At 29.1% G+C, this 16,861-nt stretch carries 20 protein-coding genes; 17 read left to right on the top strand and 3 right to left on the bottom strand.

Features of this window, described 5'->3' with window-relative positions; translation table 11 throughout:
- The 9 genes from G6N05_RS04205 to G6N05_RS04165 all read left to right on the top strand — a co-directional run bounded on the left by G6N05_RS04205 (position 1) and on the right by G6N05_RS04165 (position 5,851).
- Positions 1-642, top strand: a complete 642-nt coding sequence (locus G6N05_RS04205) for an archaemetzincin (RefSeq protein ID WP_166125293.1) — start codon at positions 1-3, stop codon at positions 640-642.
- Between the two features lie 79 nt (positions 643-721).
- Positions 722-1,210, top strand: a complete 489-nt coding sequence (locus tag G6N05_RS04200; protein WP_166125292.1) for a DinB family protein — start codon at positions 722-724, stop codon at positions 1,208-1,210.
- Positions 1,198-1,899: an NRDE family protein gene (locus G6N05_RS04195; protein ID WP_166125291.1), complete on the top strand. Its 702-nt coding sequence runs from the start codon at positions 1,198-1,200 to the stop codon at positions 1,897-1,899. The genes G6N05_RS04200 and G6N05_RS04195 overlap by 13 nt, the downstream gene beginning before the upstream one ends.
- Positions 1,900-1,909: 10 nt before the next feature.
- Positions 1,910-2,944 carry a D-alanine--D-alanine ligase gene (locus tag G6N05_RS04190; RefSeq protein ID WP_166125290.1) on the top strand — a complete coding sequence of 345 codons (1,035 nt, stop codon included), beginning with the start codon at positions 1,910-1,912 and terminating at the stop codon, positions 2,942-2,944.
- Positions 2,945-2,946: 2 nt separating this feature from the next.
- On the top strand, positions 2,947-3,588 hold the full coding sequence (locus G6N05_RS04185; RefSeq protein WP_166125289.1) for a hypothetical protein: 642 nt from the start codon (positions 2,947-2,949) through the stop codon (positions 3,586-3,588).
- 72 nt (positions 3,589-3,660) lie between these two features.
- Complete coding sequence (locus G6N05_RS04180) at positions 3,661-4,071, top strand: DM13 domain-containing protein (RefSeq protein ID WP_166125288.1); 411 nt, start codon at positions 3,661-3,663, stop codon at positions 4,069-4,071.
- Between the two features lie 5 nt (positions 4,072-4,076).
- The gene (locus G6N05_RS04175) at positions 4,077-4,973 is read left to right on the top strand and encodes a hypothetical protein (RefSeq protein ID WP_166125287.1); all 897 of its coding nucleotides are present in this window, start codon (positions 4,077-4,079) and stop codon (positions 4,971-4,973) included.
- Positions 4,974-4,985: 12 nt separating this feature from the next.
- Positions 4,986-5,447: a YHS domain-containing (seleno)protein gene (locus G6N05_RS04170; protein ID WP_166125286.1), complete on the top strand. Its 462-nt coding sequence runs from the start codon at positions 4,986-4,988 to the stop codon at positions 5,445-5,447.
- Between the two features lie 2 nt (positions 5,448-5,449).
- A complete protein-coding gene (locus tag G6N05_RS04165) occupies positions 5,450-5,851 on the top strand; it encodes a DoxX family membrane protein (RefSeq protein ID WP_166125285.1) in 402 nt (133 codons plus the stop codon).
- A gap of 3 nt (positions 5,852-5,854) precedes the next feature.
- Here the strand turns inward: G6N05_RS04165 and G6N05_RS04160 are convergent, their stop codons facing one another.
- Positions 5,855-6,703, bottom strand: coding sequence for a helix-turn-helix domain-containing protein (locus G6N05_RS04160; protein WP_166125284.1), 849 nt, complete (start codon positions 6,701-6,703; stop codon positions 5,855-5,857).
- Between the two features lie 97 nt (positions 6,704-6,800).
- Between G6N05_RS04160 and G6N05_RS04155 the strand changes: the two genes are divergently transcribed.
- From G6N05_RS04155 to G6N05_RS04140, 4 genes are read left to right on the top strand one after another with little or no spacing between them, the layout of a single operon-like run.
- Complete coding sequence (locus tag G6N05_RS04155) at positions 6,801-7,745, top strand: polysaccharide deacetylase family protein (RefSeq protein ID WP_166125283.1); 945 nt, start codon at positions 6,801-6,803, stop codon at positions 7,743-7,745.
- A gap of 11 nt (positions 7,746-7,756) precedes the next feature.
- The gene (locus G6N05_RS04150; RefSeq protein WP_187002998.1) at positions 7,757-8,413 is read left to right on the top strand and encodes an NAD(P)H-dependent oxidoreductase; all 657 of its coding nucleotides are present in this window, start codon (positions 7,757-7,759) and stop codon (positions 8,411-8,413) included.
- An 8-nt stretch (positions 8,414-8,421) separates the two neighbouring features.
- Positions 8,422-9,528, top strand: coding sequence for an alkene reductase (locus G6N05_RS04145; protein ID WP_166125282.1), 1,107 nt, complete (start codon positions 8,422-8,424; stop codon positions 9,526-9,528).
- Between the two features lie 34 nt (positions 9,529-9,562).
- Complete coding sequence (locus tag G6N05_RS04140) at positions 9,563-10,195, top strand: hypothetical protein (protein WP_166125281.1); 633 nt, start codon at positions 9,563-9,565, stop codon at positions 10,193-10,195.
- A gap of 54 nt (positions 10,196-10,249) precedes the next feature.
- Here the strand turns inward: G6N05_RS04140 and G6N05_RS04135 are convergent, their stop codons facing one another.
- The gene (locus G6N05_RS04135) at positions 10,250-10,837 is read right to left on the bottom strand and encodes a 3'-5' exonuclease (protein ID WP_166125280.1); all 588 of its coding nucleotides are present in this window, start codon (positions 10,835-10,837) and stop codon (positions 10,250-10,252) included.
- Positions 10,838-10,842: 5 nt separating this feature from the next.
- Complete coding sequence (locus G6N05_RS04130) at positions 10,843-12,756, bottom strand: DUF294 nucleotidyltransferase-like domain-containing protein (RefSeq protein ID WP_166125279.1); 1,914 nt, start codon at positions 12,754-12,756, stop codon at positions 10,843-10,845.
- A gap of 277 nt (positions 12,757-13,033) precedes the next feature.
- On the opposite strand from G6N05_RS04130, the gene G6N05_RS04125 reads away from it, so the two are divergent.
- The 4 genes from G6N05_RS04125 (at position 13,034) to kdpA (ending at position 16,855) form a co-directional block, all read left to right on the top strand.
- Positions 13,034-14,374, top strand: coding sequence for a sigma-54-dependent transcriptional regulator (locus G6N05_RS04125; RefSeq protein WP_166125278.1), 1,341 nt, complete (start codon positions 13,034-13,036; stop codon positions 14,372-14,374).
- Between the two features lie 166 nt (positions 14,375-14,540).
- Positions 14,541-14,822, top strand: a complete 282-nt coding sequence (locus tag G6N05_RS04120; protein WP_166125277.1) for a DUF7674 family protein — start codon at positions 14,541-14,543, stop codon at positions 14,820-14,822.
- Positions 14,823-14,934: 112 nt separating this feature from the next.
- Positions 14,935-15,012, top strand: coding sequence for a K(+)-transporting ATPase subunit F (kdpF, locus tag G6N05_RS04115; RefSeq protein WP_091314114.1), 78 nt, complete (start codon positions 14,935-14,937; stop codon positions 15,010-15,012).
- A 121-nt stretch (positions 15,013-15,133) separates the two neighbouring features.
- Entirely contained in the window at positions 15,134-16,855 is a 1,722-nt protein-coding gene (gene kdpA, locus G6N05_RS04110; RefSeq protein WP_166125276.1) for a potassium-transporting ATPase subunit KdpA, read from the top strand.
- Positions 16,856-16,861 lie beyond the last annotated feature (6 nt).

The following is a 16,861-nucleotide window of genomic DNA, read 5'->3' as shown; positions in this document are numbered from 1 at the left end:
ATGAAAATTTACTTTATCTCAATCATTCTACTTTTAGTTTCATGCTCAAAAGAGAAAACTTATAAACCTGAAAAAGAAAAAAGAATTGTTGGAATTCAACCTTACGGGAAGTTCTCAAAAGAAGACGCTAAATTAATTTCTTTTGTGATAGATAGTTTTTATAGGTTAGAAACAAAAGTTTTGCCAAATATATCTTTACCAAAAACTGCTTTTACAAAAATTAAATCGCCAAGATATCGAGCAGATAGTATTATCAAAATTCAAAACCAAAACATTCCAAAAGACGTATATTATGTTTTAGGATTAACAAACGAAGATATTTCTGTAACTAAAAATGATAAAAATGGTCAAATATTAGAGCCGAAATGGAAATATTGTGATTTTGGAATCATGGGATTGGCTTACAGACCAGGAAAAAGCGCCGTTGTTTCAAGATTTAGAGTGAAAAGTAAAAATTATAAAACAGAAATGACTCGTTTACGGAAAATTGCTATTCACGAGTTTGGGCATAATTTAGGATTGCCACATTGTTCTGATAGAAAATGTGTTATGACAAGTGCTGCAGAGAAATTAACAACAATTGATAATGAAAAATTAGCATTATGTGATAAATGCAAGAAAATAATCAACTATAAATATTAAAATTGTGAGAATTTTACATTTTAGTAACACTTAAATAATTATTTTTGTAAATACCAAAGCATTAAACAAACTACTTAATATGAATTTTACATCCGTAAAACAGACTCTTTTCGAATTACAACATTTATTGAATCAGATTTCTGAAGATGATTATTCAAAACCGATTGAATACTTAAGCAATGCTTCAATTGGTGAACATACACGCCATATTATTGAATTGTTTCAATGTGCTATTAATTCTTATGAAGTTGGTGAATTGAATTATGATAAAAGAGAAAGAAATCTTTTGATTCAAACCAACCCATCATTTGCCATTGAAAATATCGATGCAATTTGTAATTCTATTGAAAAAGAAAACAAAGATTTAATTTTGGAAAGTGTGTTTTTTGCAGAAGTTTCTCATATGAAAACCAATTATTTTAGAGAAGTTATTTATAATTTGGAACATTGTATTCATCACCAAGCACTAATTAAAGTGGCTGTTTTTCAGTTTGATTATTTAACTGTTAATGCAAATTTTGGGGTAGCACCTTCAACTATAGTTTATAGAAATCAATGTGCACAGTAAGTTTTGTTTACGCAAATAATTCATTTTTATTGACATCAAATAGAGATGAAAAAATAACGCGACCATCAGCAATTGAACCAAAAGTTTATCAGTTAGAAAATAAAAAAATTATCTACCCAAAAGATGCTAAAGCCGGCGGAACTTGGTTTGTGGTAGATGAATTTGGAAACGCAATAATTCTACTTAATGGTGGAAAAACCAAACACATTGCTAAAGAAAAATATCGTTTAAGTCGTGGTATAATAGTTTTAGATTTAATCGCTTCGAATTCAGTTGTTTCGACATGGAAAACGATTGATTTAACTGATATTGAACCTTTTACTTTAGTTGTTTTAGATAACAAACAACTTTTTCAATTACAATGGAGTGGTGAAGAAAAATCCACAGATGATTTAGATATTAATAAAACTTATATTTGGTCATCTTCAACATTATACACTCCTGAAATTCAGCAACAACGCGCCAATTGGTTTGCTCAATATATGAATGAAAATAAAGAAATTTCATCAGAAAAGATGAAGTCTTTCCATAAGAACACCGAACCAAAAGATGCTAAAAATGGTTTAATTATCAATCGTGATAATTTACTAAAAACTTTAAGTGTGACGCAAGCAGTTATTTCAGGAAATTCAATATCTGTGAAACATTCCGATTTAATTTTGGATGAGGAATATTCTATTACTTTTTAAATTTTAAAATTTGAAACTTTTTATACATAAAGTACTCAACTGGGAATATTGGCCTTTTGGTATAGTTTATTTTCCAATATTTTTTCTTTGGGTTTATTATTCGATAAAAGCAAAAACGATTTTTTTCTTCAATGCAGCCAATCCGAAAATTAAAAATGGTGGATTTATGAATGAGAGTAAAATCGAAATTTACTACTTAATTCCAAAACAATATTATCCAAAAACGTCAATAATAAGAGTAAAAACGCCAATTGAAGCCGTTTTAAAAGGATTTAATGTATCGAACTTCAATTTTCCTCTGATTTTAAAACCAGATATGGGCTTAAGAGGAAATGGTGTAAAAAAAATCACTAATTTAGAAGAACTTAAAGACTATCACGCTAAAGCAGATTTCGATTTTTTAATTCAAGATGTGATTCCGTTTGAAAATGAAGTGGGTATTTTTTATGTAAAATTACCAAATGAAACTAAAGGAAAAATAACCGGAATAGTTTCTAAAGAATATCTAATTGTAGAAGGTGATGGAACCCATACAATAGAACAATTAATCAAACAAACTCCAAGATTTGAATTTCAACTAAAAGCTTTACAAAAAGAATATAAAGACAAGTTACTTAAAGTTTTACTTAAAGGTGAAAAAGTAAATTTAGTACCTTATGGGAATCATGCTCGTGGTGCGAAATTCATCGATTCAAGTCATTTGATTTCTGAAAAATTAAACAATGTTATTGAAAATATTAGTAAAGATATTTCTGAATTTTATTTCGGACGATTTGATATTATGTACAATACTTTTGAAGAATTAGAAAACGGACAAAATTTCTCTATTGTAGAATTAAATGGAAGTGGGAGCGAACCAACTCATATTTACGATCCAAAACATAACATATTTTTCGCTTGGAAAGAATTAGCTCGACATATTGGCTATATGTACAAAATTGGAAAATATAATAACGATAGAGGTTTCAAATTTTTAAATTATACAGAAGGAATGAAAGAATACAAAGCCCACAACGAGTGTTTAAATAAAATCGTTTCTATTTAGTTTTGAAAATCTTAAAAAACATATTAGTTGGTTTCGCTGTAAGTTTTATTGGCTCAATTCCATTGGGATACCTTAATTTATTTGGCTATCAGATTTTTACAACATCTAATTTTAATCAGCTAAATTTATATTTATTTGGTGTTTTAATTGTGGAAGCGATTGTGATTTATTCAACTTTAAAATTGTCTGCAAAAGTTTCAATGAATCCAAAATGGAAAAATTACATTTCTATTTTTTCGTTCATTTTTTTACTCGGTATCGCTATATTAACTTACAGTTCCACTTCAAACACTAGTAATGCTTTAGACAAATACAATTCTTATTTAAGTTACTCTACTATAATTTCTGGTGTGATTTTAAGTTGTCTAAATTTTGCTCAAATTCCGTTCTGGATGAGTTGGAATTTATATCTAACCAATGAAAAATACATTGTAGTTGAAGATAAAAAAGAACTGTTTTATGTTTTAGGAACACTTATCGGAACTTATTTGGGAATGTTAGCCATAATTTTTTCTATACAAGCTGCAAAAAATAAAGAGGTTATTTCACCCCAATTTTTCTCTAAATATATTTGGGTCATTTTTTTAGTTTTAGCTATTTTTCAATTGTTTCAGATTGTTAGAAGTAACATCAAATCAAAATAATACTTTTCTGTTAGCTAACTGACATTTTATTTTTTACTGATTTTCTACTTTTGATTTATAAATATTCAAAGTATGAGAACATTTCTAATTTTATCAGTAGCATTATTTTCTTTAATTTCCTGTGAGAAAGAAGGAGAATTTACGCAAACAAACAATCAGCCTCTTAATTTAAGTATGGCGGTTTTACTAAAATCAGGTCAGTTTACCACGACTTCCGGAATTTCAGGTTCTGGAAATGTAAAAATTTATGATGATAATAATCTGCGTAAATTGGTTTTAGAAAATTACACTATAGAAAATGGTCCTGATTTAAAAGTCTACCTTTCTACAACAAATGCTCCAAATACATTCGTTAATTTAGGAAATCTAAATCCTGAAACCGTTTACACAATTCCCAATTCAGTGGATTTGAATGTGTACAAATATGTCTTAATTCATTGTCAGCAATACAATCATTTGTTTGCCATCGCACTTCCAAATTAATTAAAATGAAAAAGTTATTATTTAGTTGTATCATTTTATTTGGCTCATTTGGTTATAGTCAAGGCTGCAGCGACGCGGGTATTTGTTCTATAGGTAACAGTTTTACTTCTGTAATTGATTCTACAAAAAATCAAATAGAAGTAGGGAACGTTTTCGGAAAAGGTGTAGAGGATGTTTTTTACATTTCTCCCTATGTTTCATATACAAGAGCGTTTAATGAGCATTTTTCATTAACAACAAAAATAACCTATTCGCAAGCTTCTGGAAGTTTTGGAACGCGTGGAAATATTGGAGATGCTTTTCTAATTGGGAACTATAAGTTTTTGGAGAAGAATGAGAAGCAATGGAGCACACTTTTAGGAATCAAAATTCCGTTTACTGGAAGTAATGATAAAATTAATAATTTCTCGATTCCTTTGGATTATCAGTCGAGTTTAGGAACTTACGACTTGTTTTTGGGAGCTGATTTCAAATACAAAAAATGGAATTTCAATTCAGTTATTCAAATTCCGGTCATTAATTCTAATGGGAATTCTTATTTTGATGAATATTCCGCTTCCAATGATTTTCCAACTACTAACTTATTTGAAAGAAAATCGGATGTTTTATTCAGAAGTATGTACACGTTTAAATCGAAAAGTCAAAAATTTACTTATAAACCCAATTTTCTTTTTATTTACCATTTAGGAAATGATACTTACGAAGATATTTTTGGAAAACGACAAGAAATTAAAAACTCTGAAGGAATAACAATTAACGCAAATTTCATTTCAAATTATAAAATTAACGACAGGAATAGTATTGAAGCATCCATAGCTTTTCCAGTGGTTTACAGAGAAATTAGACCTGATGGATTAACCAGATCTGTCACTTTAGGGATCAATTATAAATATTCATTTTAAAATTTTAGAATTATGAAAAAGTTTAAATTATCAATCGTTTTATTATTTATAGTCTTTTCCGTTTTTTCTCAAAATCAATCCAAAAGAACTACAGAATTCAATTTAGAAAAGAAAGTAGCTATTCAAGGTTATGATGCCGTTGGATATTTTAAACTAAACAAAGCCATAAAAGGAAAGAAAGAAATTTCTACAACTTACGAAGGTGTAATTTATTATTTTTCAACAGTAGAAAATAAAAATTTATTTATAAAAACCCCTGCAAAGTATGAACCTCAGTATGGTGGTTGGTGTGCTTACGCGATGGGTGATTCAGGTGAAAAAGTTGAAATTAATCCAGAAACTTTTAAAATTGTTGATGGAAAATTATTTTTATTTTACAACGCTTATTTTAACAATACGTTAAAAAGCTGGAATAAAAATGAAGCAACATTAAAAGCAAAAGCAGATGTAAATTGGAAAAAAATAATCAAATAATTATGAATAAATATTTCATCTTAGTTTTAAAAGTAATTGTAGCTATTATTTTGTTACAAACGTTATTCTTCAAATTTTCAGGAAGTGTAGAATCAGTTTATATTTTTGAAAAATTGGGAATGGAACCGATTGGCAGAATAGGTTCTGGGATTGTTGAATTAATTGCTTCAATTTTACTTTTTATAAATAAAACGAGGTTTTATGCAGCATTAACAGTTGTTGGAACGATGTTTGGCGCTATTATTTCACATATATTCATACTTGGAATTGAAGTAATGAATGACGGTGGAACTTTGTTTATTTTGGCTTTAATTACATTGGTTTTTAGCTCAATACTCGCTATTATTTTTGTTTCAGATTTAAAAAAGTTGAATAATAAAGCGATAAATTCTTTATTAAATTAATTGCTATTTTTTTGTTATCACTTTGAATGCACTAGGATTGATTTTTTTATGTTTTTTAAAAAACTTATTAAAATGACTAGGGTCAATAAAACCAAGTTTTTCTGCAATTTCATTGATGTTTAAGTTGCTGTCTTTTAATAAATTTTCAGCTAATTTTAATTTTACTTCAGCACAATATTTTCTAAGTGACATTCCAATATTATGTTTTAAAAACACACTCAAATAATTTGGTGAAATATTAAATTTAGTTGCCAAATAGTTGATCTTCAATTTTTCAGAATCAACTACATTCAAACGAATAAATGCTAAAATTTCTTGTAATTTTTCTTCTTTTCCATAGTTCACTTCAATACTAAAACTGTTTAGAAATTCTTTTTCTAACAGAAATATAATTGATGTAAATAAGCCTTGAACAATTTCTTTATGGAAGGCTTCTTTTTTAATATATATTTCTCTAATTACTGATAATAAATTAAAGAGTGTAACTACATCTGAATTTTGACTTACAATTGAACTATTTATAACGACTTTATTTTTTAAAATTTGGTTGAAAAGAGTAGCAGAAAAATTATTTTTAATATCTTTAAATGATTCCATAAAGTAAGAATCACTAAATTTAATGAAAGTGAAAATGGTTTTTTCTGAAATTTCAAATTCATGTGCATCTTTAGGTGTTAACAAAAACACATCACCAGCTTTATAAGCAAATGAAAGGTCGTTTAAATGATGTATTCCAAAACCTTTTTCAATAAACAATAACTCATAAAAATTATGAGTATGCAATTCATATTCCCAAAACTCTAATTCTAAAGAGAAAATATTTATGGCATTAAAATCTGAAAAGCGTTTCATAAAATAACATTTTTTTACAAATATACAATTGATTCGTACAAATAATCAATTAATTTCTCGTTTTATCTTTGTATAACAAATTTTAAATTATTTCAAAATGAAAAATATATCGAATAAAATATTTGCATTACTTACTTTATCAGTTTTGACATTAAGCTGTAAAGAGAAAAAATCAGAAGTAAAAAAATATTGGCCAAATGATGCACAATTAGTTATTTCTGTATCGATGCAATTTGAAACTGGCGGACAACCAGAAGGTGCTGAAAGTCCATTTTCCGGAAATCCATTACCAAAAGGAAATCCTGATTTACCTGCGGAATCTTGGTTTAGATATGGGGCAAATGAAGGTGTATATAGAATGCTTGATCTTTGGAAAAAACACAACATTTATGTAACTTCACATGTAGTCGGAGAAGCAGCGGTTAAATATCCTGAAATTGCAAAAGCCATAGCAAATGGTGGACATGAAATCGCAGCTCACGGAATGTCGTGGAGTAATCAATGGGATAAAAATTATGCTGAAGAATTAAAATTTGTAAAAGATGGAGTAGAAGTAGTGGAAAAAATCACTGGAAAACGTGCAGTCGGTTATAATGCAAATTGGTTAAGAAGAGGACCAAATACTTTGAAAGTTCTACAAGACTTAAATTTTCTGTATCATATTGACGATTTAAGTCGAGATGAACCTTATATAACAAAAGTTAGAGGGGAAAATTTCGTAGTTATGCCTTATACTTTAAGAAATAATGATATTGTAAACATTGAAGGCAAACATTGGAGTCCAGATCAATATTTAGCACAATTAAAATATGAATTTGATCAATTGTATGCTGAAGGGGCTACAAAAAGAAGAATGATGTCAATCAGTTTACATGATAGAATTGGTGGATCACCTGCAATTATTAAAGTTTTAGAAGAATTTTTAACTTATGCAGAATCAAAATCGGGAGTTGTTTTTATGCGTAAAGATGAAATTGCAAAATTAATTCAAAACGACCCTAACACACCAATTGATACTTCAGAAGCTAAATATAATAAATAAAATTTCAGATTATGAATAAGCAAGAAATATTAGACGCATTTCAGTTTCGTCACGCATGTAAAGAATTTGATAGTTCTAAAATAATTCCAATAGAAGATTTTGAATTTATTTTAGAAACCGCACAACTTTCTCCAAGCTCATTTGGATTTGAACCTTGGCATTTTATTATAGTTCAAGAAAAAAAGTTACGAGAATTATTAAAAGAAAATGCTTGGGGAGCACCCAAAAAGCTAGATACAGCAAGTCATTTCGTAATTGGATTAACAATGAAGCCTACATTAACCAAATGGAATAGTGACTACATCCAAAATTTTATGAAAAATGTACAACAATTGCCAGATGAAATGATAAAAGGCAAAGGAAAATTTTATGAGGAATTTCAAAAATCGGATTATGATTTAACTGACGATAGAAAATTATTCGATTGGGCTTCTAAACAATGTTATATTGCTTTAGCAAATATGATGACTTCTGCTGCCTTAATTGGAATTGACAGTTGTCCGATTGAAGGATTACAACAGAAAGAAATTGATGAAATTTTGAAGAAAGATTTCGGTGTAGATAACAATAAATACGGTGTTTCGTATATGGTAGCTTTTGGTTATAGAGTTGCAGGACCTAAACCAAAAACTAGAAGAAATTTAAATGAAATAGTAACTTGGAAATAACTAATAAAATGGAATTTAAAAACTTATTTTCTACCTATAGAATTAACGATTTAGAAGTAAAAAATCGTTTTCTAATGGCACCAATGACACGTTCAAGAGCATCTCAACCTGGCGATATTCCTAACGAATTAATGGCAAAATACTATGCGCAAAGAGCATCTGCAGGAATCATAATTACAGAAGCTACTCAAATTTCTTTACAAGGAATGGGTTATGCAAAAACACCTGGAATTTATACAAAACAACAAATTGAAGGTTGGAAATTAACCACAAAGGCAGTTCATGAAGCTGGAAGTACTATCTTTTTGCAATTATGGCATGTTGGGCGTGTAAGTTCTTCAAAAGTGAATGGTTTGCAACCTATTGGGCCTTCAAATTTAATGGCTAACAATACGAATGTATATATTTTTGATGGTGCACCAAATGGTGATGCAACTTTCGTACCTGTTGATGAACCTAAAGAAATGACAAAATTAGATATCAATGTGGTTATTGAAGAATTTACAAAAGGTGCTAAAAACGCAATAGAAGCTGGTTTTGATGGTGTTGAAATTCACGGCGCAAATGGCTATTTAATTGACCAGTTTTTAAGAAGTAATAGCAATCAAAGAACGGATGAATACGGTGGAAACCAAGAAAAAAGAATCCGATTTTTAATTGAAATTACAAAAGCAGTAGTTTTAGCTGTTGGAAAAGAAAAAACAGGAGTTCGACTTTCGCCTTTCATTAGTTTTAAAGACATGAACGATCCAGAAATTCTACAAACTATCATGTTAGCAGTTAAAGAATTGAACAAACTAGATATAACATATATTCATCTTTGTGAAGCAGATTGGGATGATGCGCCAAAAATTCCAATAGAATTTAGAGAAAAATTAAGAGCCAATTTCAAAAATACGATTATCGTAACAGGAAACAAAACTCCAGTAGAAGCAGAAGAATTATTAGAAAAAAACTTAGTTGATTTAGTGGGTTTCGGAAGAAAATTTTTAACTAATCCTGATTATCCAGAAAGAGTAAAAAAAAATGCTCTATTAAACGAAATTTCAGATAATCATACTTTATTTGGAGGCGGAACAGAAAGAGGTTATACAGATTACCCTTTCTTAAATTAAATTTTGTAATTTTATCATATAAAATTTAATATTTATGAAAAACTCAATCATTTTATTTGCAGCATTATTAATAATTTCATTTACATCTTGTAATAAAAAAGAAAATACTATAGTTAAAAGGGTAACTGATTCAATTTCTGTGAAGTCTGTAAAAAAATCAAATAAAATTGAATATAATAGCTCCACAATAAATGAAGTGACAGCTAATAAATTGAAAGAGTTTATCAGTGCAAATTATTTAAAACCAGAAGATTTAAAAATATTAGAACCAAATGATAGAAAATTTAGCTTCTATGAAATTGATTTAAATAGTGATAATAAAGTAGAATATTTTGTAAATCTTCAAGGTAATTATTTTAGAGGGTCTGGAGGTGGAACGTTTTTATTATTATCTAATGACATGAAAATAATTGACAATTTCACAGTTATGAATGAACCCATATTCAGAAGTAATCAAAAAACTAATGGTTGGAATGATATTATTTTAATTGGTGATTATGATGAAAATGGAGGAGCTAAAAATTTTTTGCATTTAAAATACGATAAAGAAAAAAGAAAATATCCATCAAATCCCTCTTTAATTAAGAAAATTAAAATGGCTCCAAGTGGTAGCGATTTTTCTATGTGGAATAAAGAATTTAGTATGGCAAAAGTATTTGAATTTTAATAATCTAAAAAAGTAGTCTGAATAGCTAAACAAATTTAATAGTTGTTCAGACTACTATTTTATTCCCAATTTATCTTTCATTTTTAAAAATAATAAAGCAATAGTATATGCATCATCAGCGACAGAATTTCTGTTGCTCATGGCTACATTTAATGATTTACTCATTTCTTCTAAGGAATATTTTTTTTCGTTTGTATCCTTTATTTTATTAAACATTGCTTCAATATCAAAAGCTTCGTTTCTGATATTACCTAATTTCATTCTGCTTAAGGCTTTATTTAGCATTTCAATATCAAAATCTACCCGATGACCAATTAAAATAGAATTACTTAAATAGTTTAATAAGGTTTCAACGGCATTATTTTCGAATACTTTTTCAATTTTACTTACTGAAATGAATTCGTTATCAATATCTAATTCGGTGTGTCTTTTATGAATTACAAAAACTTCAAAGGAATCTTTAATAATAATTCTGTTGTCAATCACCGAAGTAGCTGCAACAGACATAATTACATCTTTTTCAGTATCTAAACCAGATGTTTCCATACTAATAACCACATATTTTGTTGCCGGATTCTTAAAAGAATCGGTGTATTTTTTCCAAAATTCAGGATATTCTTTATTAAATAATTTTGATAGCATATGGTTTATGAAAATCTAGTTAATTTGTATTTATCTTTGATTAAATCGATAACATTATCAATTTCTGCAACGGCTTTTTTTAATTCTTCTTTATCAATTTTCGATAATTTAGAAGTATCAATGAATGCACCATCGTTATCATTTAAAATTCCTTCTTTTGTTCTGAATTCTTGCAGTTTGATGTAGTTTTCGGCAAAATCAAGGTATTTTTCAGCATTTTTCGGGTCAGTTATCGCCATTTGCTTAAATCGTAAAAAGGTATTATTAACACCTTTTAGGTTGTGACTTAAAGCAAAAATTCTCGCAGCATCAATGTAAAATTGTAACCCTTTTTGTTTCAAATTGAATTTATCTTTATGAACTCCATTTTCTTCCACAGCAAATTTCTTGAAAAAAGTGAGTGGTGGTGGAGATTTCAATAACTGATTTCCAATATAATCGAAAAATATCTTGTTGTTGGTTAAACTTTGATGAATGGCTATTTCTAAAGAATCTTTAATTTTAGTTTCTCCATAAATATATTCGAAATCGAAGAAAATCCCACTAAAATCAGACATATTTTCACCTGGCGATTTGATGCAATTGCTATAAATTGCTGTAAAATCTGATAAAGATTTACACCATTTGATATTGCTTGCCAAATGATCGTAAGGACAAGGTTTATAACCTAATAACTCCATATTTGAAATCACCATTTTAGCTAATTGTACGAAATAAAACTTCACATCACGATGTTTTTCAGCCGCAACATCTTCATAAACAATCATATTATCTTGATCACTCAAAACCAATTGCTCTTTACGTGCTTGACTTCCCAAAGCCAACCAAACAAAACGTGCAGGAGGTGAGCCTAATTTTTCTAAACATAACTTAATACATTGCTGAATAATTGAATGTAAAATTCCACCAGCCGTATTATTGATATGAAAAATCGGAATATTTTTGGTAAATGAATTCTGAATGACAAATAAATATTTCGAATGAACATATTTTAGTTCTTCAAAATTCTTAGCATTTCTAATTTCATCAATTAAAACGCCAGGATTATTAGATTGCGATTTGATGATATCACGTTCAGAAATCATTCCTTTAACGCGAGTATTTTCTGTGCCATCTTCAGTAACTAATAAATAATCCGTATCATTTTTAAGTAACAATAACTGAGCTTCAGCAACTGAAATAGATTCTTCCACAATTGTCACATTTTGTTGCATAATTGTGGTGCAGTCAGCTTCTAAATTTATAATTCCGAAAGCAATTTTCTTTTTAAAATCGGCATCAGTAATTAAACCATTTATTCTAGCGTTATTGGTAACAATTGCGTAAGATTTATTAGTTTCTACCATTTTTTTAGCAACAGTAGAAATATTGGTATGAATAGGAACTAATAGTGGATTTTTATCGTAATCTAATTCTTGAAAATAAGAAAAATCAGTTAATTCAGATTCCGAACCAGCTTCAGAAATAGCTTTTAAATTTTGATAATTTTCACCAGTAGATTTTGTTTGTTCAGAAAAACTTTCTAAGAAGTAATCCATCACAACAGCATATTTAGCCAACAAAGGTTTAAATAATACAATTGGAATCGCATAAACTACAGCATCTTCATTGGCTATAGAATTTAAAGAATAATTATTTTTTGCAAAAAACGGACGTAATCCAAAAATAGAACCCACATAACATTTTGAGACTAAAGCTTCTTGAGCATCAATAATTTTTGTTAAATGGATAATTCCAGAATTTACGATGTAGAAATTTTTATGTAATTCATCGTTTATTTTGAATAATCGTTTCGATTTTTCTAAATAAATAATTTCGCTTTGTGAAGCAATATCTAATAAATCGCTGTATTGCACAGTTTTAAAAGGATCGTATTGCTGTAAAAAGTCTACAATATTTTCTGCAAAGGTATTCTTCATAATTTTGGAGTAGTAAATACACATCAAATTTAAACAAATATATCAATAGTGAAAGACTTAATTTAAAATAATCTATTGAACTTATACTGATTGTATTTTACTAATTTTAACATAACTGATTAAAAAACAACAAGATATAGTGTAGTGATTAAAAAAGTGTTCATAAAATATGGTCATAAATTTTAAAAAGATAAAGATAAATATCAACTATTAAAAGTTATTCAAATAGCTTAAAGAAAAAAAATCTAATTTTGTAAGAAATAAAACTACTATTCTTTTGAAAAATATCTTAATCATTGATGACGAAGAAAAACTTCGCGGACTTCTTGGTCGAATTGTAAAATCAGAGGGATTTGAAGTTATTGAAGCACCAGATTTAAAATCGGGTTTCAAAAAATTAGAGCAAAACGATATTGATGTAGTGCTTTGTGATGTAAAACTTCCTGATGGAAATGGGGTTGATTTTCTTCAAAAAATAAAAGCAAATTTTCCACTTACAGAAGTGATTCTTTTAACGGCTTATGGCAATATTTCAGATGGCGTTCAAGCTATGAAAAATGGCGCTTTTGATTATATTGTAAAAGGCGATGACAATGACAAAATTATTCCATTACTCTATAAAGCAATTGAAAAAGTACACTTACAAAAGAAAGTCAAACAACTTGAAAAAAGAATTTCTGACACCTATTCTTTCGATACAATTATAGGAAAATCTAAAGCCCTTGAACAAGTTATTGATTTAGCTAAAAAAGTGGCAAAAACCAATTCAACAGTTTTGTTAACAGGTGAAACGGGAACTGGAAAAGAAGTATTTGCACAAGCCATTCACGAAAATAGTTCACACGCAAACAAATCGTTTGTAGCCTTAAATTGCAGTACTTTCAGTAAAGAGATTTTAGAAAGCGAATTATTCGGACACAAGCAAGGTGCGTTTACTGGAGCTACAAAAGACAAAAAAGGATTTATAGAAGAAGCCAATGACGGAACTCTTTTTCTAGATGAAATTGGAGAAATGCCTTTAGAATTGCAAGCTAAATTACTTCGTGTGTTAGAAACCAATCAGTTTATTCCAATTGGTGATACAACTCCAAAAAAATCAAATTTCCGATTAATTGCTGCTACTAATAGAAATTTAAAGGAAGAAAGCGAAGCACATCGTTTTCGTTCCGATTTGTATTTCCGATTAAATATTTTTGAAATCAATATTCCACCATTACGAGAACGAGTTAAGGATATTGCACCTTTAGTTCATTTCTTCGTAGATAAATTTTCGTCTGCTATCAACAAAAAAACATTACAAGTAGATGATAACTTTCTTCACAAATTAGAAGTATATCATTGGCCAGGAAATGTACGTGAGCTAAAAAATGTGATTGAAAGAGCTGTAATATTAGCTAATGACGACATATTAACAGTTGATGTTCTGCCATACGAAATGCAACATCAATCGGATCATTCTACCAAATCGATGTCGGCATTTTCAATGAATAGTGTTGAAAAATTGCATATTCAAAAAGTTTTGAATCATACCAAAGGCAATAAAGCAGAAACGGCCAGATTGCTAGAAATTGGCATCGCTACTTTATATAGAAAATTAGACGAATATAATATTCAATAGAATATCTTATCATTTTAATAAAAGCCTATCATTTTGATAGGCTTTTTTATTGGCATGAACTTGCGTGAAAACTAATATCTTATTGTTTTACAGCGGTTTACTTGTTTTGTTTTATTTATGGAATACATTTTGGCAGTAGCGATGAAGAATAAATAAATTCATCACTATGAAAACTAAAATAAAAACCATTTACAAACAAGCCGAACGTTTTGCAGAGCTTACCAACAAAGCTATTGTTTCGGGAAACATTTCAAGAGCAAAGAAACTCTTAAACATTGCTGAAAATCTTTTAGTAACAGGAAGTAAGGAAACTAAAGAAGTGATTGCAACGGTTTACATCTATTCTGTTTCCTCATTCATGGAAATTCGCCATTGTAGCATTTCAAATTTATTTCCTAAAACACTAAAAGCCGAATATGTGAAGCAAATTAATGCCATTTCCGCTTAAATTCTAATTTTAAATCCATTATATGATAAGTACAATTCTCTTACTCGCATTAGGAATTTTCCTTTTTGCAATCTTTTTTAAATCGGTCGAATTTTTTGAAAAAATCTAAATTATGATAGCACTATTTATTGTCGCTTTAGCCGTTTTTGGCTATTTGGTTTATGTTTTAATTAAACCCGAAAAATTTTAAAATGAACAAGGCAAAATTTAAAGAATTTATACTAATTGCTTTTGCTTGGTTATTTGCATTTGCTATGGTTTACTTTGTTTATATGAAAGCCAAAAATTTATTAAATAACAAATAATTAATTATGAACACAGAAATTTTTGGAGTCGTAACAGTTTTTCTTCTAACTATAGTTTTAGCTATTCCTGTTGGAAAATATATAGCAAAAGTATATGAAGGAGAAAAAACGTTTTTAGATTTCATTTTTAATCCAATTGAACGCTTGATTTTTAAAATAAGTGGTATCAATGACAAAGAAGAAATGAATTGGAAACAACATCTAAAAGCACTTTTAAGTGTCAATTTAGGTTGGTTTATTCTTTGTTTTTTTGTTTTACTTTTTCAAGGAAATTTACCACTCAACCCAGATGGAAATCCTTCCATGAGTCCCGATTTAGCTTTTAATACAGCTATTTCATTCGTAGTAAATTGTAATTTACAGCATTATTCTGGCGAATCAGGCTTGTCTTATTTAGGTCAATTAATGTTGATGTTTTTACAATTTGTTTCAGCTGGTGTAGGAATGGCAGCTGCCGCAATGGTTTTCAACGCCATGAAAGAAAGAACAACGGAACATTTAGGTAACTTCTATAATTACTTTATCAAAAGTTGTACTCGTGTTTTATTACCACTTTCAGCCATTGTTGCTGTTGTATTGATTTTCAATGGAACACCAATGACCTTTGAAGGTAAAGATCAAATTACAACTTTACAAGGTGATATTATTGAAGTTTCTCGTGGTCCGGCAGCGACATTTATTAGTATTAAACATATTGGTACAAATGGAGGTGGTTTTTTCGGAGCGAATTCGGCACATCCTTTAGAAAACCCAACGTACCTTACTAATGCAGTGGAACTTTGGGCGCAACTAATTATTCCATTTGCTATGATTTTTGCTTTAGGATTTTATCTGAAAAAACGAAAATTATCTTACGTGGTTTTTGGAGTAATGACAATCGGTTTCTTACTCTTAGTGATTCCAACCATGACTTCCGAGTTAAACGGAAATCCAGCTATTGAAAGAATGGGAATTACCCAAACTACAGGAGCAATGGAAGGTAAGGAAGTGCGATTTGGTCCAGCTATTTCAAGTTTTTGGAGTATTGCTACAACGGTAATTTCAACAGGTTCAGTTAATAGTATGCACGACAGTTCTATGCCAATTTCTGGTTCCATGCAATTATTAGCTATGATGGTAAATGCCTTTTATGGAGGTTGTGGTGTAGGTTGGTTGAACTTTTATATTTTCATTATTCTTGCCGTTTTCATTTCGGGATTAATGGTTGGTAGAACGCCTGAGTTTTTAGGAAAGAAGATAGAAGCTCGAGAAGTTAAAATTGCAGCCTTTATTGCTATTCTTCATCCTTTATTGATTTTATCTGGAACAGCTTTAGCTTCTTATTTTGCTGCTAATGATACTCCAATGGGATATTGGTTTAGCGGAAATGCAACAGGTTGGTTAAATAATCCAGGTAATCACGGGTTTTCAGAAATGTTATATGAGTTTACCTCAAGTGCTGCCAATAATGGTTCTGGTTTTGAAGGTTTAAGTGATAACAATCCGTTTTGGAATATCACTACAGGAATTGTATTACTATTAGGAAGATTTTTACCAATTATCGGTCCACTTGCGATTGCAGGATTATTAGCTAGTAAAAAATACATTCCAGAAAGTGCAGGAACTTTAAAAACAGATACAACTATTTTCGGAATTATGGTTTTTGCTGTAATTGCAATTATTGCGGCACTTTCTTTCTTTCCAGCTTTGGCTTTAGGTCCATTAGCAGAATATTTTACAATAAAATAATTTAAA

The organism is Flavobacterium bernardetii (assembly GCF_011305415.1).
Taxonomy (GTDB): Bacteria; Bacteroidota; Bacteroidia; order Flavobacteriales; family Flavobacteriaceae; genus Flavobacterium; species Flavobacterium bernardetii.
Note: the sequence above shows the minus strand (reverse complement) of the source record. Positions and strands in the feature narration are given on the sequence as shown.